This is a genomic window from Bordetella holmesii, from assembly GCF_020735985.1.
GTDB lineage: Bacteria > Pseudomonadota > Gammaproteobacteria > Burkholderiales > Burkholderiaceae_B > Bordetella > Bordetella holmesii.
Genome location: NZ_CP085973.1, coordinates 3465213 through 3486092, shown reverse-complemented (window position 1 = coordinate 3486092; position 20880 = coordinate 3465213). Strand labels below are relative to the sequence as shown.

The 20880-nt window shown below is 61.0% G+C and carries 17 protein-coding genes; 5 read left to right on the top strand and 12 right to left on the bottom strand.

Annotation, left to right across the window (positions count from 1 at the left end; all coding sequences use genetic code 11):
• Nucleotides 1-17 precede the first annotated feature (17 nt).
• The 5 genes from LK440_RS16790 to dnaA form a co-directional block, all read right to left on the bottom strand.
• A complete protein-coding gene (locus tag LK440_RS16790; RefSeq protein ID WP_131285635.1) occupies nucleotides 18-566 on the bottom strand; it encodes an EAL domain-containing protein in 549 nt (182 codons plus the stop codon).
• Nucleotides 557-787 carry a BLUF domain-containing protein gene (locus LK440_RS16785; protein ID WP_017685324.1) on the bottom strand — a complete coding sequence of 77 codons (231 nt, stop codon included), beginning with the start codon at nucleotides 785-787 and terminating at the stop codon, nucleotides 557-559. The genes LK440_RS16790 and LK440_RS16785 overlap by 10 nt, the downstream gene beginning before the upstream one ends.
• Nucleotides 788-1337: 550 nt before the next feature.
• Nucleotides 1338-3791: a DNA topoisomerase (ATP-hydrolyzing) subunit B gene (gyrB, locus tag LK440_RS16780; protein WP_005017157.1), complete on the bottom strand. Its 2454-nt coding sequence runs from the start codon at nucleotides 3789-3791 to the stop codon at nucleotides 1338-1340.
• Nucleotides 3792-3870: 79 nt separating this feature from the next.
• A complete protein-coding gene (dnaN, locus tag LK440_RS16775) occupies nucleotides 3871-4980 on the bottom strand; it encodes a DNA polymerase III subunit beta (protein WP_005017160.1) in 1110 nt (369 codons plus the stop codon).
• 2 nt (nucleotides 4981-4982) lie between these two features.
• The gene (dnaA, locus tag LK440_RS16770; protein WP_005017163.1) at nucleotides 4983-6440 is read right to left on the bottom strand and encodes a chromosomal replication initiator protein DnaA; all 1458 of its coding nucleotides are present in this window, start codon (nucleotides 6438-6440) and stop codon (nucleotides 4983-4985) included.
• Between the two features lie 545 nt (nucleotides 6441-6985).
• Here dnaA and rpmH point away from each other — a divergent pair.
• The 4 genes from rpmH (at nucleotide 6986) to yidC (ending at nucleotide 9627) form a co-directional block, all read left to right on the top strand.
• The gene (gene rpmH, locus LK440_RS16765) at nucleotides 6986-7120 is read left to right on the top strand and encodes a 50S ribosomal protein L34 (RefSeq protein WP_005017166.1); all 135 of its coding nucleotides are present in this window, start codon (nucleotides 6986-6988) and stop codon (nucleotides 7118-7120) included.
• 121 nt (nucleotides 7121-7241) lie between these two features.
• Nucleotides 7242-7613 carry a ribonuclease P protein component gene (locus tag LK440_RS16760; protein WP_005017168.1) on the top strand — a complete coding sequence of 124 codons (372 nt, stop codon included), beginning with the start codon at nucleotides 7242-7244 and terminating at the stop codon, nucleotides 7611-7613.
• Entirely contained in the window at nucleotides 7610-7897 is a 288-nt protein-coding gene (gene yidD / locus LK440_RS16755; protein ID WP_005017170.1) for a membrane protein insertion efficiency factor YidD, read from the top strand. The genes LK440_RS16760 and yidD overlap by 4 nt, the downstream gene beginning before the upstream one ends.
• Nucleotides 7898-7938: 41 nt before the next feature.
• Nucleotides 7939-9627, top strand: a complete 1689-nt coding sequence (yidC, locus tag LK440_RS16750; RefSeq protein ID WP_005017172.1) for a membrane protein insertase YidC — start codon at nucleotides 7939-7941, stop codon at nucleotides 9625-9627.
• Nucleotides 9628-9765: 138 nt separating this feature from the next.
• On the opposite strand, the gene katG is transcribed toward yidC, so the two are convergent.
• From katG to LK440_RS16715, 7 genes are all read right to left on the bottom strand, one after another.
• Nucleotides 9766-12021: a catalase/peroxidase HPI gene (gene katG, locus LK440_RS16745; RefSeq protein WP_005017175.1), complete on the bottom strand. Its 2256-nt coding sequence runs from the start codon at nucleotides 12019-12021 to the stop codon at nucleotides 9766-9768.
• A gap of 669 nt (nucleotides 12022-12690) precedes the next feature.
• Complete coding sequence (locus LK440_RS16740; RefSeq protein ID WP_005017179.1) at nucleotides 12691-13890, bottom strand: M20 aminoacylase family protein; 1200 nt, start codon at nucleotides 13888-13890, stop codon at nucleotides 12691-12693.
• 48 nt (nucleotides 13891-13938) lie between these two features.
• Nucleotides 13939-14952: an ABC transporter ATP-binding protein gene (locus LK440_RS16735; protein ID WP_227944745.1), complete on the bottom strand. Its 1014-nt coding sequence runs from the start codon at nucleotides 14950-14952 to the stop codon at nucleotides 13939-13941.
• Nucleotides 14949-15920 carry an ABC transporter ATP-binding protein gene (locus LK440_RS16730; protein ID WP_005017185.1) on the bottom strand — a complete coding sequence of 324 codons (972 nt, stop codon included), beginning with the start codon at nucleotides 15918-15920 and terminating at the stop codon, nucleotides 14949-14951. Before LK440_RS16730 ends, LK440_RS16735 begins: the two co-directional genes overlap by 4 nt.
• 11 nt (nucleotides 15921-15931) lie before the next feature.
• Entirely contained in the window at nucleotides 15932-16837 is a 906-nt protein-coding gene (locus LK440_RS16725) for an ABC transporter permease (protein WP_005017189.1), read from the bottom strand.
• Nucleotides 16834-17808 (bottom strand): ABC transporter permease, encoded by a 975-nt coding sequence (locus tag LK440_RS16720; protein WP_005017190.1) that lies wholly within the window; start codon nucleotides 17806-17808, stop codon nucleotides 16834-16836. The genes LK440_RS16725 and LK440_RS16720 overlap by 4 nt, the downstream gene beginning before the upstream one ends.
• A 12-nt stretch (nucleotides 17809-17820) precedes the next feature.
• Nucleotides 17821-19401, bottom strand: coding sequence for an ABC transporter substrate-binding protein (locus LK440_RS16715; RefSeq protein WP_025341274.1), 1581 nt, complete (start codon nucleotides 19399-19401; stop codon nucleotides 17821-17823).
• Between the two features lie 121 nt (nucleotides 19402-19522).
• Here LK440_RS16715 and mnmE point away from each other — a divergent pair, with 121 nt between their 5' ends.
• Complete coding sequence (gene mnmE / locus LK440_RS16710) at nucleotides 19523-20875, top strand: tRNA uridine-5-carboxymethylaminomethyl(34) synthesis GTPase MnmE (RefSeq protein WP_005017193.1); 1353 nt, start codon at nucleotides 19523-19525, stop codon at nucleotides 20873-20875.
• The last annotated feature ends 5 nt before the right edge of the window (nucleotides 20876-20880 follow it).

Genomic DNA, 20880 nt, shown 5'->3' with positions numbered 1-20880 from the left:
TAATCACGGGGAGCAGGTCAGTCCACCGCTGAAACGGCACCGATCAACGACATCGGAAACAGATTGACCGACAGCTTCACCCCGTCCAGGCTCAGGCGCCGCGCCAATTGAAACGCCGAAGCCTTGGACTCCAGATCCGCAAGATAGCGCTGTGCCGGCGCCAAGCCGGTGAACAACTGTTCCGGCGAGCCTCCGGATTGACTACGAATCAAAAACTCGAAGGAGGTGATCTCACGCCGCATCGGGTCAACGATGGGTTGCAGTGCGAATGGATACTCCAAGCTGGGCAAATCCGCGTCCGGCGGGGCCGACGCCAACTCATGCTCCACAAATCGCCAGTTGTGTGCGGCATCTCCCTCGATGATGTGCCCGGTTCCGGCCGAGAGGGCGTACCACTCCAGGATCTTCACCACACGATCATCGCTACTGGCAAGCCTTGCCCGCGAGTTCATCTTCTGGCGGATGAGGGACGAGACCTGGGGCGACCTCAGCTTGCGCAGATCGAGCAGGGCCATCGAGTCGCCTTCGAAGCGGCGCGACGGCCCCTGGTCTCGCATCAGAAGCACGACATTGTCATGCCGAGGATCGCGCTGTATGGCATCAAAAGCTCGGCCACGGCGTAGTCACTTCCCTCCAGTAACTGGACGAAGTGGATGCCGTCGAACAACAAAATACCGGTAACGCTCAGCGACGCATTGCGCTGCTTGGCCAGGGCCAAAAGTTCTTGCAAAGCTTGCGGGCCGATGGCCCCAATGGCACGGCTGCGATAAATCAATGTAGATAACATGCTGCGCACTCCTGCAACGCCGCTCTCAATTCAAAACCTTCGGGTCAGAACACCGAAGCGGCCAAGTGGTGCGGCATGCGCCTGGCTGTTGCGGCTCGGCAATGAGCGGGGGGGGGCCACGAGCCTGCGAACTCGCCGGCCCGCAGCGATCGGCACACGCCGAAGCACAGGCGCGCAGTGAGATGTCATCCATCACGGCGCCTCTATGTTTGGAGTGTTTTCCGACGCAGAAGTTCTGTATCCGACGCGCTCGCCAGCCGAGCAGGGACCCGTCGGCCACCTGAGCCACCAACAGAAAAGAGCAGCAACGGCAGCCCTTTTCGCCAACGCTGGACTCCCCGCAACTACTCGCCGTATCTGCGGCAACGCCCCGGACGGCCCGAGACGAACTGAACTCGAATCTATCTCAGCATTTGGCTCAAACAGAATAGGCACAATATCGCGACCATATAAAAAGCGGCTACTAAAAAGTAGACCGCTTTTTACTTGCAGAACACTGGCCAGCTTATCTTATGCCGGTTGGGCAACTATTCCCCAACCCCCACACGCATCACGCGTCGATGTTGCCCGCGGAAAGCGCATGGGTTTCGATGAAGGCGCGGCGCGGTTCGACGTCGTCGCCCATCAGCGTGGTGAAGACCTCGTCGGCCGCAATGGCGTCCTCGATCTGCACGCGCAACAAACGCCGCACGGTGGGATCCATGGTGGTTTCCCACAGCTGCTCGGGGTTCATTTCACCGAGGCCCTTATAGCGCTGCTTCGACAGGCCGCGTTCGGCTTCGTTGCGCAACCACTGCATGGCCTCGCGGAAGTCCGAAACGAACTGTTCCTTGCGCTTATCGCCTTCACCGCGCGCCACGATGGCGCCTGGACCGATCAGGCCCAGGAAGGTCTGCGCCGACTTGGTCAGAATGCCGTAGTCCGCGCCGCGCACGAAGTCTGCATCAATGATGCTGATGCGCACGTTGCCGTGATGCATGCGGCGGATGACCAGACGGTACTTGTCGTGCTCTTCCAGAAATTCTGCCACCACTTCCACGCCGTTCAGATCGGTGGCGTCGTGCAGCGCATCGTGCAGGCGCTTAGCCGAAACCTCGGCGTTCGCCTGGTCGTCCAGATTGATCTCCACGCCCTCGGCCAGCGCCGACAGCGCGGGGACATCGAACACGCGCGCCAGACGCGAAATCACGGCATCGGCCAGCACATACTGACGCGCCAATTCACCCAAGGCTTCGCCGGCGATAGGGGTAGCCCCCTGGCGCGGCAGCAGTTCGGCATCCTTGAGCGCCAACTGAAGCATGAACTTGGCCTCTTCGACCTCGTCCTTCAGGTAGCGCTCTTCGCGCCCGACCTTGACCTTGTACAGCGGCGGTTGCGCGATATAGATGTGGCCACGGGTCACCAATTCAGGCATTTGGCGATACAGCAGGGTCAGCAGCAGGGTACGGATGTGCGCGCCGTCGACGTCCGCGTCGGTCATGATGATCAAGCGGTGATAGCGCAGCTTCTCGATATTGAAGTCCGGCCCGATGCCCGTGCCCAGCGCGGTGATCAACGTGGCGATCTGCTCGCTGGCGATCAGGCGGTCGAAGCGGGCCTTCTCGACGTTGAGCACCTTGCCACGCAGCGGCAAAATGGCCTGGAACTTGCGATCCCGGCCCTGCTTGGCCGAGCCGCCTGCCGAATCACCCTCGACGATATACAGCTCGCACAGGGCAGGATCTTTTTCTTGGCAATCCGCCAGTTTTCCGGGCAGGCCGGCACCTTCGAGCACACTCTTGCGGCGGGTCATTTCGCGTGCTTTGCGGGCAGCTTCGCGCGCGCGGGCAGCCTCGACGATCTTGCCGCACAACGATTTGGCATCGTTGGGGTGCTCGAGCAACCAGGTCTCCAGCGAACGAGCCACTGCGTCTTCGACAGCCGGCCGCACCTCGCTGGAAACCAGCTTGTCCTTGGTCTGGCTGCTGAACTTGGGTTCAGGCACCTTCACCGACAGCACGCAGGCCAGACCTTCGCGCATATCGTCGCCAGTGGTCTCCACCTTGGCCTTTTTGGCCAGTTCGTTGTCGGTGATGTATTTGTTGATCACGCGCGTCATGGCCGCGCGCAGACCCGTCAGATGGGTGCCGCCATCACGCTGCGGAATATTGTTGGTAAAGCACAGCACGCTTTCGCTGTAGCTGTCGTTCCATTGCATCGCCACTTCGACACCCACCGGCACACCGCCGGCCGACGACTCGGTGCTCACGGCGAAAACATTCGCATGCAGCACCGTCTTGGCACGATTGATGTACTCGACAAACCCTTTGACGCCGCCCGAGAATGCAAAATTCTCTTCCTTGCCCTGGCGCTGATCGACCAAGCGGATCTTCACGCCGTTATTCAGGAAGGACAGCTCGCGCAAACGCTTGGCCAGGATCTCGTAGTGGTACTCGATGTTGTTGAAAATGACGGGATCGGCCAGAAAGCGCACTTCCGTGCCGCGCTTGTCGGTCGTGCCGGTCACCGCCAGCGCAGCGACACGCTCTCCCTGGCGGAACTCCATCTCGTGCACCTGACCGTTGCGGCGGATGGTCAAGCGCAGCCACTCGGACAGCGCATTGACGCAGGACACGCCCACCCCGTGCAGGCCACCGGAGACCTTGTACGAGTTCTGGTCGAACTTGCCGCCGGCATGCAGCTCGGTCATGACGATTTCCGCGGCGCTGCGGCCGAACTCATCGTCCTTGTGGATATCCGTCGGAATGCCGCGGCCATTGTCCGTCACCGAGATCGAGTTGTCGGTGTGGATGGTGACGACGATGTCGTCGCAGTAACCGGCCAGGGCTTCGTCGATGGCGTTGTCAACCACTTCGAACACCATGTGATGCAAGCCGGTGCCATCGGAGGTGTCGCCGATGTACATGCCGGGACGCTTACGCACGGCCTCCAGCCCCTTGAGCATCTTGATCGAATCGGCGCCGTAGCCGCTGTTCTCAGGAGTGGTGTTCTGTTGATCTGACATATCTGTGTTCAAAAAAAAGGCGGCCTCACGGCCGGTCCGCTGGCGCAAGCCCCAGCGGGCGACACCCACGCGATGCGGATCAGATCCGCATGGGCATGACGACGTACTTGAACTGATCGTCGCCTGCGAGGGTGATCAAGGCCGACGCGTTGGCATCCGGCATCACCGACCACTGAACGTTTTCCACTTTGACATTGGCCAGCACGTCCAGCAAATAGCTGACGTTGAAACCGACGTCCAGGGCCTCGTAACCATAGTCGATATCGATTTCTTCCTGCGCCTCTTCCTGCTCGGCGTTGGAAGAGGAGATCTTCATGACATTCTCACCGAGTTGCAGGCGCACGCCCTTGAACTTGTCGGTGGTCAGAATGGCTGCGCGCTGAAGGCTGCCTTGCAGGGCCTCGCGGCTGACGGAGAAGTGACGCGTGTAGTTGGTCGGAATCACGCGCGAGAAGTCCGGGAACTTGCCCTCGACCAACTTGGAGACCAGCTCGACGTCACCAAAGCGGAAACGGATCTGACCCGGAGCCACATCGATCGACACCGCCTCGTCGGAGTCTTCCAGCAGACGCTGCATCTCCAGCACGGTCTTGCGCGGGACGATGACTTCATGGCGCTCGGCAATACCATCGGCCTCGGTGGCGCAATGGGCCAGACGGTGCCCGTCGGTGGCAACGGCACGCACGCGGCCCGGTTCGAAGACCAGCAACATCCCGTTGAGGTAATACCGGATGTCCTGCTGAGCCATGGCGAAATGCACCATGTTGAAAAGGTGACGCAACGTGCGCTGCGGCATGCTCAGCGAGACATCCCAGTTTTCAGGCTGAGCCACGGTCGGGAACTCGCTGGCGGCCAGCGTCTGCAAGGCAAAGCGGCTCTTGGCCGACTGCACCGAAAGCTTGTTCGACGCCAGCGCCAGCCTGACATCGCCCGTGTCCGGCAGGGCCTTCAGGATGTCGAGCAACTTGCGCGCGGCCACCGTGGTGGACTCGTTATCCGCACCGACGCCGAAATCGGCATGCGTGGTGATCTGCACTTCCAGGTCGGTCGCAATGAAGGCGACCTTGTTGCCTTCCTTGCGCATCAGGATGTTCGCCAGGATGGGCAGGGTATGGCGTCGTTCAACGATGCCCGCCACAGTCGACAGCGGTTTCAGCAATGCATCGCGTGTGGTTTGTACGAGTTGCATGGTCATCCTTTTAGAGTTTGTTCCAACACGTGCAGGGTATGGTTGAGCTCGGCCTGCTTGGCGCGGACGTCGGAAATCTTGCGCACCGCGTGCAGCACCGTGGTGTGATCCCGGCCACCGAACAGATCACCGATTTCGGGCAGGCTTTTCTGCGTCAACTCTTTGGCCAGATACATGGCGACCTGACGCGGCAGAGCAATATTCGCGGGCCGGCGTTTCGAATACATGTCGGCCACTTTTATCTTGTAGAAATCCGCGACGGTCTTTTGGATGTTCTCGACTGTAATCTGTCCGTTGGACACGGACAGCAGATCCTTGAGCGCCTCTTTGCAGACATCGACGTTGAGGATATCGCGTCCGTGAAAGCGTGCGTACGCCAGCACCTTGCGCAAGGCGCCTTCGAGTTCGCGCACATTGCTGCGCAAATGCTTGGCGATGAAAAACGCCACTTCCTCGGGCATGGGTACGCCTTCGGATTCTGCCTTGCGCAGCAGGATGGCCACGCGCATCTCCAGCTCCGGCGGCTCGATGGCCACCGTCAGTCCCGAGTCAAAGCGCGAGATCAACCGGCTGTCGATGCCGGAGAGTTCCTTGGGATAGGTATCGCTGGTGATGATGATCTGCTTGCGCTGCGCCACCATCGCCTCAAAGGCGTAGAAAAACTCTTCCTGGGTGCGGTTCTTGCCGGAGAAGAACTGAATATCGTCGATCAGCAGCAAATCCAGCGAATGGTAGTAGCGCTTGAAATCGTCGAAGGCCTTGCGTTGATACGCCTTGACCACATCGGAGACGTATTGATCCGCGTGCACATAGCGCACGCGCACCCCGGTCCCGGCAGCCACCATGGCATTGCCAATGGCATGGATGAGGTGGGTCTTGCCCAGCCCCACGCCGCCATACAGGAACAACGGGTTGTACGAGGTCCCGGGATTCTCGGCTACCTGCAGGGCGGCCGCGCGCGCCAACTGGTTGGCCTTACCCGTGACGAAATTCTCGAATGTCAGATCGGTATTCAAGCGCGAACGCTCATACACGATATTGGCTGCATCGGCAGCCGCCGAAACCTGCACCGGCGGCGCGGGCGGCGGCGCCACCTCGACGCGCGCCGCAGTTGGCGGCATGGCAGGCGCGACCTGAGGCGCGGCCGCCTGAGCAGGCACCGCAGTAGAAGGGGCTGACGCACGTGGCGTCATGGACATGCGTGGCGTTGCGCTATGGCTGGGCAATTCGAACTGCACCTGCACCGGACGCTGATACCACTCGGTAGCCAGCGCCTCGATCTGATGCGAAAAGTTCTTGCGCACCCAATCCAGCTTGAAGCGATTGGGGGCAGCCACGCGCAACACCGCCTGCTCTTCGTCATAGGCAAGCGGCACCAGCGGTCGTATCCACGCGCTGATTTGTTGGGGGGGGAGTTCCTGCTCAAGACGACTGACGCAGGTCTGCCAGAATTCTTTCATGTCGCTCTTGTTCAAACCTCGATTCTACCGCTTTTGGGCATGAGTTATCCACAGCCCCCGGCGCCCCTCTGCCGCTAGGCCAGCGCCTAACTGATTGACAAGACTGGGAAAACTTGCTGAAATGGTGGGCTTTTCCGAATTCTGCCTGTCAGAAGGTTCCGTTGGAACTGCACGGGAAGCGGCGAAAACCTCAGTATCTCAGGGGCTTAGCCGCAAGCGTTACGCCCCAATGTGGTGAATGGGTCGGGCAAGCAGAACTTATGCCTGCCCGATTGATTTTTCACTTCGGGGGTGCCGCAGAGCTGTCACCCATAGTTTTGTACGCAGCGAGGGGTTCCGCCAGGAATCAACACCGGACCTCACTCCGGCCCCTTTTGCACCAACACCTTGTTTGACCGGCTCGGCGAGCGCCATGTAATGTTCCCAGCCTCGAGCCCCGTCCCATGGCCAGCCCTCGTGCCGGCGTCGGGATACCCGCCCGGGTCATTGCAACCAGGAACCTCCAGGCAGCTTCCTACTGACTTTGTTCTTTTTGTGGATCGTCCATGAAACGCACCTACCAACCTTCCGTCACCCGTCGCAAGCGCACCCACGGCTTTCGCTTGCGCATGAAGACCCGCGCCGGCCGCGCCATCCTGAACGCTCGTCGCGCCAAGGGCCGCAAGCGTCTGGCCGTCTAAGCCCGGCGCATCGCTGCTCGACCTTTTGCCCGGATCACGACAAGCCCCTGGCGACGGCGTTACGCCCAGCCTGAAGCCTGTTTCCCTCCGGCAATCGGACGACTCTTCGATACAGTCCGTCATGTCGTGCGCCACGCTTCCCGCGGAGGCGCGCTTGCATCGCCCCTCCGAGTTTGCCGCCGCCTTGAAAGGTCGGCGTCTGGCCCGAGGGGCGATGTTCATTGTGAGCGCCGCTCCTGCCTCGCCAACTGGCGGGCAGAGTTCCTGTGCGCGTCTGGGATTGGTCATCGCCAAGCGGCATGCGGCACTGGCCAGTACCCGTAACGCGATCAAACGCGTCTTGCGCGAAGCCTTCCGGCACCAGCGCCTGGCCTTACCTGCACAAGACTATGTCGTACGCCTGCACAGCAAGGTGGGCCCTGTGTCCCTGACGGCTCTGAAGCGCGCGGCACGCAGCGAGGCCGACGCACATTTCGGACGTATTGCGCGATGATCCGAGCGTTGCTGATCGCACCCATCCGGTTTTACCGATTTTTCCTGAGCCCCTGGATCGGTCGCCAATGCCGTTTCACGCCCACTTGCTCGGCCTACGCGATCGAGGCGATTGAACGCCACGGCGCGCGCCGCGGTCTGTGGCTGGCGGCACGCCGCATCGGCCGTTGCCATCCTTGGTCGCCCGGCGGGCTGGATCCCGTTCCAGAACCTGGCCAGGCAAAAAAAACCCGGAGCGGTGGCTGCTGCGACACCCATCCCCGTACCGGACACGATTGCAGTTAAACTGGCGGGCTTTGCTGTCCCGCCACTCTTCCTCAGGCACCATGGATATTCGACGAACTGTCCTCTGGATGATTTTTTCCTTCTCGCTGTTGCTCCTCTGGAACAACTGGCAGATCCATAACGGTAAGCCGTCGCTTTTTGGCCCCGCCCCGGCCAGCGCCGAACAAAAGGCGCCCGCCAATCCCGCGACCCCTGTGGTCAATGACGCCTCCACGCCCTCGGTGCCCAGTGCGCCAACGGCGGCGGCCGCTCCTGGCTCGGTGCCCGGCAGCGTGGCCGTCGTGCCTGCTCAAGCCAAGGAAGTGGTCGTCACGACCGACGTCCTTCGCCTGACCTTCAGCACGACGGGCGCCCAATTGGTGCGAGCCGAACTGCTCAAGTATCCCGCCAGCGCCGACAACGATAAGCCCATGGTGCTGTTGGATCGTTCCGCCGATCTGACGTATACAGCACAGACCGGGCTGATTGGCTCGGGGCAAAGCTTCCCCACGCACCTGACGCCCTTTGCCATCACCACGCCCGATCGCGAACTCTCCGGCGACAAGCTGGTGATCCGCTTCGAAGCGGAGTCCGGCGGCCTGCGCGTAAGCAAGACCTACACGCTGGATCGCGGCAGCTACGACATCCACGTGCGCCACGACGTGACCAACGTCAGCGACACGCCGCAAAGCCCCTCGGTCTACATGCAACTCGAGCGCGACGGCAACGACCCCGCCGGCACCTCGAGTTTCTATCACACCTTCACCGGCGTGGCGGTGTACTCCGAGCAGGACAAGTTCCAGAAGATCACCTTCGGTGATATTGCCAAGAACAAGGCCAGCTACATCAAGCAGGCGGACAACGGCTGGATCGGTATCGTTCAGCACTACTTCGCCACGGCCTGGGTGCCGCAGCAAGGCAAGCCCCGGACCAACGAGCTGCTGCAGGTCCAGCCCAATCTGTTCGCCGCGCGCTCCATCGAAGCCCTCGGCCAGGTGGCGCCGGGCGCCAGCGCATCGTCCGAAGCCCAGTTGTGGGTCGGCCCGCAAGATCAGAAGGCGATGTCTGCCGTCGCTCCCGGCCTCGAACTGGTGGTCGACTACGGCTGGCTGACCATCATCGCCAAGCCGCTGTTCACCCTGATGACCTGGCTGCACAGCCTGCTGGGCAACTGGGGCTGGACCATCGTGGCCCTGACGGTGATCATCAAGGCGGTGTTCTATCCCCTGGCCTCAGCTAGCTATCGTTCGATGGCCCGCATGAAGCAGGTCGCCCCGCGCCTGCAAGCCCTGAAAGAGAAGTTCGGCGATGACCGCCAGAAGCTCAACCAGGCCATGATGGAGATGTACCGCACGGAAAAGATCAACCCGCTGGGCGGCTGCCTGCCCATGGTGGTTCAGATTCCGGTGTTCATCGCGCTTTACTGGGTGCTGCTGGCCAGCGTAGAAATGCGCGGCGCCCCCTGGATTCTCTGGATCCACGACTTGTCCGTGCGCGACCCCTACTTCATCCTGCCGGCGGTGATGATGGGCACCATGTTCCTGCAGATCAGGCTCAACCCCACGCCTCCGGACCCCGTCCAGGCCAAGGTGATGATGGTCATGCCTCTGGTCTTTGGCGGGATGATGTTCTTCTTCCCGGCAGGCTTGGTGCTGTACTGGTGCGTGAACAACACCTTGTCCATTCTGCAGCAATGGAGCATCACGCGCAGCATCGCGCGCCGCGCAACGGCGCCCGCCAAGCGCAGCTGATTCCGCTACGCTCCCCGCAAACGGCCGCGCTTTATGCGCGGCCGTTTGCGTTGCGGCTTCCGGCTTGCCGCCATACGCACAAAAAAACCCCCGGGTCAGTCCAAAGACTAACCCCGGGGGTCTGATCACACATACGGTTTACTTCAGGTCGAAGCGGTCCAGGTTCATCACCTTGTTCCACGCGGCCACGAAGTCGTGCACGAACTTCTTGTTCGCGTCATCGCTGGCATAGACCTCGGCCAGCGCGCGCAATTGCGAATTCGCACCGAAAACCAGATCCACGCGGCTGGCGGTCCACTTGGCCTTGCCCGTCTTGCGGTCGTGGCCATCGAAAGCCTCACGCGCTGGCGTCTGCGGCTTCCACTCCGTGCCCATGTCGAGCAGATTGCGGAAGAAATCATTGCTCAGCACGCCAGGTCGATCCGTAAAGACGCCATGCTTGTCTTTGCCGCTGCGCACATCGAGGACACGCAAACCACCGATGAGCACCGTCATTTCTGGCGCGGTCAGCGTCAACAGTTGCGCGCGATCGATGAGCAAATGTTCAGCCGGAATGTCATAGCGGCCTTTCAGGTAATTACGGAAGCCATCGTGCAGCGGCTCCATCGCAGCGAAAGACTCGACGTCGGTCTGCTCTTGCGAGGCGTCCATGCGGCCGGGAGCAAACGGCACCGTGACCTTGTGACCGGCTTTCTCGGCCGCCTGTTCCACACCCGCACAGCCGGCCAGGACGATGAGGTCGGCCAGCGAAATCTTCTTGCCGCCCTTGCCATTGAAATCCGCCTGGATGTCCTCCAACGCCTTGATGACCTTGGCCAGTTGTTCCGGCTGGTTGACCGCCCAATCTTTCTGGGGCGCCAACCGGATGCGAGCCCCGTTGGCGCCGCCGCGTTTGTCCGACCCGCGGAAGGTCGAGGCCGACGCCCATGCCGTGGCCACCAGCTCTGACACCGACAGACCCGACGCCAGCACCTTCTGCTTGAGTTCAGCGACGTCCTTGTCATCGACCAGCGGATGATCGGCCACGGGGATGGGATCTTGCCAGATCAGTTCTTCAGTCGGGACTTCCGGGCCGAGATAGCGCGCGCGCGGCCCCATGTCGCGATGGGTCAGTTTGAACCAGGCGCGGGAAAAGGCTTCTTCGAATTCGTCGGGATGCTCGAAAAAGCGCCGGGCGATTTTCTCGTAGGCGGGGTCTACCCGCAGCGCGATGTCCGACGTCAGCATGGACGGTGCGTGGCGCTTGGTCGGGTCATGCGCATCGGGTATGGAGCCCGCACCGGCACCGTGCTTGGGAATCCACTGATGCGCGCCGGCCGGGCTCTTGGTCAGCTCCCAGTCGTAGCCGAACAGATTCCAGAAGAAATTATTACTCCAGCGAGTCGGCGTCGACGTCCAGGTGACCTCCAGACCGCTGGTGATGGTATCGCCGCCCTTGCCGCTACGGAAGCTGCTCTTCCACCCCAGACCCTGGTTTTCCAGGTCGGCGGCTTCAGGCTCGGCGCCGACGTGGTCGGCAGGACCTGCGCCATGCGTCTTGCCAAAGGTATGACCGCCCGCAATCAGGGCGACCGTTTCTTCGTCGTTCATCGCCATGCGGGCGAAGGTGTCGCGGATATCGCGAGCCGAGGCCATGGGATCGGGGTTGCCGTCCGGGCCTTCAGGATTGACGTAAATCAGGCCCATCTGCACGGCGGCCAGCGGGTTTTCCAGATTACGTTCGCCATCCGTACGGCTGCTTTCCTTGCCATGCAGATCTTCATCGGCCACCACCGTGCCTTCTTCCTTGCCGCCGGCCTGTTTGCCGTAACGCAGATCACCGCCCAGCCAGGTGCGCTCATTGCCCCAGTAGACGTCCTGATCCGGCTCCCAGGTGTCTTCACGACCACCGGCATAGCCGAAAGTCTTGAATCCCATGGTCTCCAACGCGACGTTGCCGGTCAGTATCAGTAAATCGGCCCAGGAGATCTTGTTGCCGTACTTCTGCTTGATGGGCCACAGCAGGCGGCGCGCCTTGTCCAGGCTGACGTTGTCCGGCCAGCTGTTTAGCGGAGCAAAACGCTGCTGCCCGCGTCCGGCGCCTCCCCGGCCATCGCCAATCCGGTAAGTGCCGGCGCTGTGCCAGGCCATGCGAATAAAGAGGGGCCCGTAATGCCCAAAGTCGGCCGGCCACCAATCCTGTGAATCCTTCATCAGGTCGGCAAGATCCTTCTTCACTGCCGCTAGGTCAAGGCTCTTGAACGCCTGGGCATAATCAAAGCCCGGGTCCATGGGATTGGATTTCTCGGAATGTTGGCTGAGCAACTCCAGGCGAAGTCGTTTCGGCCACCAGTCCTGATTCGTCGTACCGCCCCCGGCGGTATGTTTGAAAGGACACTTTGCCTCGTTTGACATGCTCACTCCTTCAGAAAAATAGCATCTGCCGCTGGAAACTACGCGCATCCTGCTGGACGCCAGGCATGCAGATCATGCCGTGCGAGCAAGGACGACCGCGATGTGCCAGGTCCGACCTGAATTTACGATCGGACATCTCGCATGCGGCTGACTATATACGAAGGGATGTGCAACCTGGGTTGATTGCTGCAATACACGCAATAGCGTGCAGCTATGAAAAATAAGCCGGATTAATAAATTTCAAAATCACCACGCCGCGCATCCGAACCCTGTCAGCGGGTCTGGGTCAAAGAGATGGCCGCCTGAGCAGGCGTCGGAGAGGCCAAGGCCAACAAGGCAATGAACAGCGCCAGGGTGGCGCCAGCGACATAATCGGCCAGACGGGTGCGCATGTAGTTTCCTGAGACCGGCCTCGTGGTATGGAGGCCATGACCAGATTATGGAAACGCCGCACCCGTGCGCAAACGAATAAATCTGCCTTTGTTAAATCCCTGCAGTCATATGACACAGCGCTTGTTCCGTGCTCATCTGCTGACGATGAGCTTGTGATTATCCTGGGCCAATCGGAGGTGGTTTCACTGGGCACAGGCTGTTGATAACCTTGGGAACAAGCATGTGAGCAAAATGTGCGCAGCCGGTGGATAAGCTATGTACAGCCTGTGCGCAACTTCAGGCGATAGGCAGGAAGGCTTGCACCAATTTGACCCAATAGGTCGCTCCTACCGGCAACAAGGCATCGTTGAAGTCGTAATTGGGGTTATGCAACTGGCAGGGTCCCATGCCGTGGTAGCTCTCTAGACGGTGATCGCCATCCCCATTGCCCAGAAAGAGATAACACCCTGGGACTTTCTCCAGGAAAAAGGAGAAGTCCTCCGCCCCCATGAACTGCGGCACCTGGGGATTGACGTTTTCGGCACCAAACACGTCCTGAGCCACGCGGGTGGCGAAAGCCGTCTCGTTCTCCCAGTTGACCAGCGGCGGGTAGGCGCGCACGAAATCCAGCTCGCCGCTGCCGCCATAGACCTGGGGCAGGGTGGTGGCGATGCGGCGCATGTCGGCCTCGATCTTATCCAGCGCCTCCAGGGTGTAGGTGCGCACGGTGCCACGCAATACGGCTTCGCCAGGAATGACGTTGTAGGCGTCACCGGCGTGAATCTGGGTAATCGACAGCACTGCCGGATCCAGCGGGTTGCGGCCGCGGGAAATCACCGTCTGCAAGGCCTGCACCATCTCCGAGGCGATCACGATGGGATCGACCGCCACATGGGGCTGAGCCGCGTGGCCGCCCAAGCCTTTGATCACGATGTCCCAGCGGTTGCTCGACGCCATCGTGGGGCCGGTTCGAAAACCGAACTGATTGACTGGCATGCCCGGCATATTGTGCAAGCCAAACACCGCGTCACAGGGAAAGCGTTCGAACAGACCGTCTTCCATCATGGCACGCGCGCCAGCATTGCCTCCTTCTTCAGCAGGCTGAAAAATGAAGTTCACCGTGCCATCGAAATCGGGATGCGCTGCCAGATACTGGGCTGCGCCCAGCAGTATCGCTGTATGCCCGTCATGGCCGCAGCCATGCATGCGACCGGCGATGGTAGACTTATGCTCGAACCGGTTGTGCTCTGGCATTGGCAGGGCATCCATATCCGCGCGCAAGCCCACCGATCTCTTGCTGCTGCCGGCACGCAACACGCCCACCACACCCGTTTTCCCCAGCCCGGTGTGGACTTCCAATCCCAGCGCGCGCAGGCGCTCGGCCACCAGCGTGGACGTGCGCGTTTCCTGGAACGCCAGTTCCGGGTGAGCGTGGATATCACGCCGCAAAGCCGTCAGGTCGCCGTGAGCGCGTTGGATTTCATCAATGGTTTTCATAGTGATTACCGGAAAGGAGAGAACAGGTTTGCTTGTAGCACACGCATTTCAGGGAACGCCGTTCAAATGACAGGCGCTCCAATGCCCTGGGGATATCTCGCGCAACACGGGCCGTTGCTGGCGGCACAGCGGCAGAGCGTTCGGGCACCGAGGATGAAAGGCGCATCCCTGAGGAGGCGCCAATGGTGAAGGCAGCTCACCCTGTATGGGCCGGTACTCGCGCCGCGCGGTGTCCAAGGTTGGTAACTCGCGCAGCAATGCCTGTGTATAGGGATGATTGGCCTGGCCGAAAATACGTTCCGTGCTGGCCAGCTCGACGATGCACCCCAGATACATGATGGCCACGCGATCCGAGATATAAGCCACCACGCCCAGATTGTGGCTGATGAACAGATAGGTGAGCCCCAGTTCGCGGCGCAACTGTTCGAACAGATTGATCACTTGAGCCTGAATGGAGACATCCAGTGCCGCGACGGCCTCGTCGCAGACAATGATCGTCGGCTGCAAGGCGAGTGCACGCGCGATCCCGATCCGCTGACGCTGCCCACCGGAGAACTGATGCGGATAACGCTGTGCATAAGTCGGATCCAGCCCAACCTGGCGCATCAACCCGGCCACATACGCATCGCGCTCGGCGCGCCGGACAAGGCCATGGGCCACCGGCGCTTCGCCGATGATATCGGTCACGCGCATACGCGGATTAAGCGAAGCGTAGGGATCCTGGAAGATCATCTGTACGGCCAGCTCATAACGGCGACGTGAAGGCGCGTTCAGCCGCGCGACGTCTTCTCCCCGGTATCGGATGCTTCCCGCCGTCGGCGGCAAAATACCCGCCACCATGCGGCCCAGCGTGGATTTTCCACAGCCAGACTCTCCGACGATGCCGATGACCTCTCCCGCGCCCACATCGAGATCCACGCCGGCGACCGCCTGCACGACCTGATTCTTCAAGCCGGCGCCAAAACAATTGGCGATACGGCCGGCAAGATCCACCTTGCGTTCAAAACGCATCTCCAGACCCTGCAACGACAACAAGGGACTATCCACAGACTTGTCCATCATGCCGGCCCCGCATGCCAGCACCGCACCTCATGCCCAGGCTGCAACGACTGTAATTGCGGTTCGCGCAGACAGGCCTCGGTGGCCCGGGGACAGCGCTGGCGAAACGCACACCCTTCGGGCAGATTGAGTAAAGACGGCGTCATGCCCGGTATCTGTGCCAAAGGCTGGCCGCGCAAGCGCGCGCTCGGAATACTGGCCATCAAACCCTGGGTATAAGGGTGCAGCGCATGCTCGATGACGTCTTCGGTGGAACCTGTCTCGACGATGCGCCCCGCATACATGACCGCGATGCGGTCTGCCAGGCCCGCCACGACGGCCAGATCATGGGTGATCCAGATCAGTGCCGTACCAGTCTCGCGGCACAAGCGTCTGACCTCGTACAGGATCTGCGCCTGAATAGTCACATCCAGCGCCGTGGTGGGCTCATCGGCAATGATCACTCGCGGCGAATTCAACAGCGCGATGGCAATGGCAACGCGTTGACGCATGCCACCGGAGAGCTCATGTGGATAGGTCCGCAACCGTTCGCGAGGAGAAGGAATTCCCACCATGGTCAGGACCTCCAGCGCCCGCGCCATGGCCTTCGAACGGCTGACATCGTGGTGCGCCTGCACAGCCTCGACCATCTGGGTATCCACCCGCAACACGGGGTTGAGCGTCATCATCGGGTCCTGGAAAATCATGGCCATCTCAGAACCTCGAAGGGCACGCCAACGCCTGGCGTCGGCCTGGCGCAAATCCTCACCCTCCAGCCGTATGGCGCCCTCGACCACTCGACCCGGCTCGTCGAGCAAGCCCATCAACGAAAAGCCCGTGATGCTCTTGCCCGAACCCGACTCTCCAACCAGCCCCAGTATCTCGCCTTGTTGCAGATGCAGATCCACGCCGTCGACAGCCTTGACCACTCCGGCACGCGTGAAAAATTGCGTCTTCAGATTCTCTACTTCCAGTACAGGCGCGGTATGCATGAGGCTCGTCTCTAAGTCTGATTGCGCGGGTTGAGCACATCGCGCAGATGATCGCCGACCAAGTTGATCGCGATGATCAGCAACGCCAGAGCAATACCGGGGAAAAACGAAATCCAATAAGTCCCCGACAACAGGTATTCGAATCCGTTGGCGATCAACATGCCCAGCGAAGGCTCTGTGACCGGCACGCCCACCCCGAGAAAAGACAACGTGGCCTCCAAGGCAATGGCATGCGCCAGATCGATGGTCGCGATGACAATCAGGGGCGGCATGCAGTTGGGCAGCACATGGCGAAACAGCACTCGTGTCCAGCTCAGCGACATGCAGCGCGCCGCTTCTACATATTCTTTGCCACGCTCGACCAGTGCCGCGCCGCGCGCCGCACGTGCGAAGTACGCCCATTGCACGACGACCAGTGCGATGATGACCTTATCCACACCTTTTCCCAGGATCGCCAGCAGAATCAACGCCACGAGAATGGCCGGAAAAGACAACTGGATATCCACAAGGCGCATGAGCAAGGCATCGATGCGTCCGCCAAAATACGCGGCGACCAAACCGACTGCCGCGCCAATCACAAACGCCGCGGCCACCGACACCGCACCGACCAGCAGGCTGGTCCGCATGCCATACACGATGGCCGAGAACATATCTCGCGCCTGCCCATCGGTGCCCAACCAATAGATCATGCCGCCATCTCCGCTGGCACTGCCTGGCGGCAGTTTCGAGTCCAGGATATCGAGGCCGCCAATATCGAAAGGATCTTGGGGCGCGATCCAGGGGGCGAAGATGGCCGCTCCGATCATGATGATCAACATCACCAGGCCCAGCACCGCCAGCTTGCTGGCAAAAAAGTCGCTTATGAAACGGCGTGACGGCGTCAGCGGCCGTGCCAGCGCGGAAGAGGAGCTGCTCATCGGCGGGCCTCCAGACGCACGCGAGGATCAAGCACGGTGTAGATGATGTCCACCACCAGGTTGAGCATGACCAGAAAGAACACGATCAACATCAGATAGGCCACCACCACCGGTCGATCCAGCGTGATGATCGAGTCAATCAACAACTTGCCCATGCCGGGCCACGAGAAAACGGTTTCGGTCACGACGGCGAACGCCACCACCTGCCCCAGTTCCAGCCCCGCGATGGTCACAATGGGGATAAGAATGTTCTTGAGCAAATGCACGCCCAGCACTCGCTTTTCCGACAGGCCTTTGGCGCGAGCGAACTTGATGTAGTCCTGCGGCAAGCTCTCACGTGTGGCCGCGCGCGTGACCCGTACGATGAGCGCACATTTGGCCAGTGCGATAGTGCTGGCCGGCAAAATGATGGCCATCCATCCATTGAGCGTCAACACGCTCAGCGGAATGCCCGCCACGCTCACGGTGGCGCCGCGGCCGCTGGCTGGCAACCAACCCAGGCTGACGGCGAACACCATGATGAGCATCAACCCTACCCAGAAATTGGGCAGCGAAAATCCCAACACGGATCCGGTCATGATGGCCCGCGCGCCCAGCGATCTCGGCCGCAAGCCCGCCAGGATGCCCAAGGGTACGCCGATCACTACCGACAGCGTCATGGCCACCACCGCCAACTCCATCGTGGCGGGCATGCGCTGCAGAATCAGCCGCATGGCAGGCTCGCCGGTCAGGAAACTGTTGCCGAAGTTGCCTTGCACGGCCTGGCCGATAAAAATCAGATACTGTCGCCACAGCGGCTGGTCCAGACCCAAAGCAGCGCGGATGGCGCCGCGTTGCGCCTCCGTGGCTTCAGGGCTGGCCAGCATCGAGACCGGGTCGCCCACCATGTAGATGCCGGCAAAGACCACTGCCGACATGACCAGCATCACGACTACAGTCTGCAGCAGCCTGCGTATGATGGTTGCAAGCATGCGGCCGCCCGATTACGGCTTAGGCGTCGCGTTCTGCGCCAATGTCGTCTGATCCGGCCGCCCCTTGTAGCGCACATCGTCCTTCATGGCCCAGACCGACAATTCGAAATGCACCGGCAGCATGGCGTAATCGTCCATGGCCAGATTGCTGGCCTTTTGCAGCAGCTCGGCGCGCTTGCCATCGTCCATCGTGCCGGAGGCCTCGATCACGAGCTTGTCCATGTCCGGGTTCGAGTAACGGCTGCGATTGGTCGTGCCCAGACCGGCCTCCGGGTTACGTGTCACCAGCAACGAGGCCAGCGCATTGGACATCTCACCACTGGTCACCGACCAGCCTGCCAGGTAGGCGCTTAACGCGTAGCTGTCGCGGGCCTTGAAGAACACCGGGGGCGCCAGTGCATCCACATTGGTCTTTACCCCGATACGTGTCCACATCGAGGCAATGGCCTGAGCGACCTTGGCGTCGTTGACATAGCGGCCCGAGGGCGCACCCAGTGTGATCTCAAACCCATTCGGATAGCCCGCCTCCTTGAGCAATGCCTTGGCCTTCTCCACATCCGCTTTAGGAGCCTGGGCATGTTCTTTGGATGCGCCGAACATAGGGTAGGGCAGCAGATTACCCGCAGGCTTGGCCACTCCACCCATGACACGCTCGACAATGGCATCGCGGTTCAACGCCAGCGACAATGCCTCGCGCACCCGTTTGTCCTTCATGGGGTTCTTGTCCGTGCCCTTGACCCCTGGGCTGGGTTCGGCAAATTGGTCCAACGCCACGTAGACCACTCGTACCGAAGGCGTTTCTTCAACATGGAGCTTCTTATTGCTCTTGAGCTTGGGCAGATCATCGGTCGGAGGATCCTCGATCAGATCCACGTCGCCGGCCAGAAGCGCCGCAACCCGTGCCGCTGCATTGGTCATGGGGCGATAAACCACCTTGTCCCAGGCAGGCTTGGGTCCCCAATAGTTGTCGTTGCGCGAAAACACCAATTCGGCGCCACGCTTCCAGGACTCGAATTTATACGGCCCCGTTCCCACCAGGCCATCACCACCGTTGAGTTCGGTCGTCGTCTTTCCTTCGGGAGCAGGCCCCGAAGCGGCCTTCTTGGACATGATGGGCAATTGCGCCAAATTGACCAGCAGGTTCGGCGCAAGCTCCTTGGTGGTGATGCGCACCGTCATCGGGTCCAGGGCCTCGGTCTTGGCCACCGCGCCAAGATAGAGGGTAAACGGCGAAGGGCTGTTGGGAACCTTGGGAATACGGTCGAAACTGAAGACCACATCCTCGGCCGTAAAAGGCGACCCGTCGGAGAACTTCACACCGGGCCGCAGCTTGAACGTCCACACCTTGCCATCGACCGTCCACGATTCGGCCAATCCCGGCTGCGGCTGCAACTTCTCGTCCGTTTCGACCAGGGCATTGAACAACGTCCCGGAAATCTGGGTGTTGGGCGTGAGTGCGTGGTACTGCGGATCCATCGAACTGGGTTCGGTCTTCAACGCGATGACGAGGTCACGCGCTGAAGCCTGCGTACAGAATGCGAGCAAAACTGCCGCCGCGCCACAGCTCAAACTACGCGAAAATCGACATGCCATCTGGATCTCCAAGAGAGTTTCGAATCCGAGTGCCGCGCAGTCAACATAACCAGCAACCTTTGTGCTGCGCAACAGTTATATTCCCCTATTGCCCCTTACCGCTGTTCTGATTCCAACTGCCATGAGCAATGCTTTTCCCATCGCCGCCATCGCCACCGCTCCTGGCCGCGGTGGCATCGGCGTGGTGCGTGTCTCCGGCCCCAGCCTGCACACCTATGTCCGCGCGCTGCTGGGCCGCGAACTCGCACCACGCCATGCGCACTACCTGCCATTTACCGACGCGCATGGACAAGCCATCGACGAAGGCATAGCCATCTATTTCCGAGGCCCGAGCTCCTACACCGGCGAAGACGTGCTCGAGTTGCAGGGCCATGGCGGCCCGGCCGTGCTCAAACGCCTGTTGGCACGCTGTCTGGAAGCCGGTCGCGACATCGGTCTGCGTCTGGCCGAACCGGGCGAGTTCACACGCCGTGCCTTTCTGAATGACCGCATCGACCTGGCCCAGGCCGAAGCCGTTGCCGACCTCATCGACGCCTCTTCCGAAGCCGCGGCGCGCGGCGCGATGGCTTCGCTGTCAGGCGAGTTTTCCCAACGTGTCACGGCCCTGGCCGACCGTATCGTTCATCTGCGCATGCTGGTCGAAGCCACTCTGGATTTTCCCGAAGAAGAAATCGACTTCCTCGAAAAGTATCAGGCCCGCCCGACCCTGGACGGCCTGCGCACCGACCTCGACACGCTCATTGTTCAGGCCCGTCAGGGCGTCATCCTGCGTGAGGGTCTGCATGTCGTGCTGGCCGGCCAACCCAACGTGGGCAAAAGCAGTCTGCTCAATGCGCTGGCCGGCGACGACGTCGCCATCGTCACTCCCATCGCCGGGACTACACGTGACAAGGTCGTGCAGGAAATCCACATTGACGGCGTACCGCTGCATATTGTCGATACGGCGGGTTTGCGCGACACCGAGGACACGGTCGAGAGCATAGGCATTGCGCGCAGCTGGAAAGAAATCGAACGCGCCGACGTCATTCTGCATCTGCAGGACGCCAGCGCCCCCGGCGACATCCTCGATGCCGAGATCACCGCGCGCCTGCCTGCGCGCACGCCAGTGCTTACGGTCTTGAACAAGATAGACCTGTTGACCTTGCCTGCGGAACTGCGTGCCGACCAGATCGGCATCTCCGCCAAGCAAGGATTGGGTCTGGATGCACTGCGCGCGCGACTGCTGCGGCTGGCCGGCTGGAACCCCGGCGCAGAATCCCCCTGGCTGGCTCGCGAACGTCACCTGCATGCTTTGCAGGCCGCGCACGAGCATCTGGACATTGCCGCCCTGCACGCCAGCCACGACGACCGTGTACTGGATCTGTTTGCCGAAGAGCTGCGTTTAGCGCATGACAGCCTGTCGAGCATTACGGGCCGGTTTACCAGCGACGATCTGCTGGGCGAGATTTTCTCCAGTTTCTGCATCGGGAAGTAAACCTT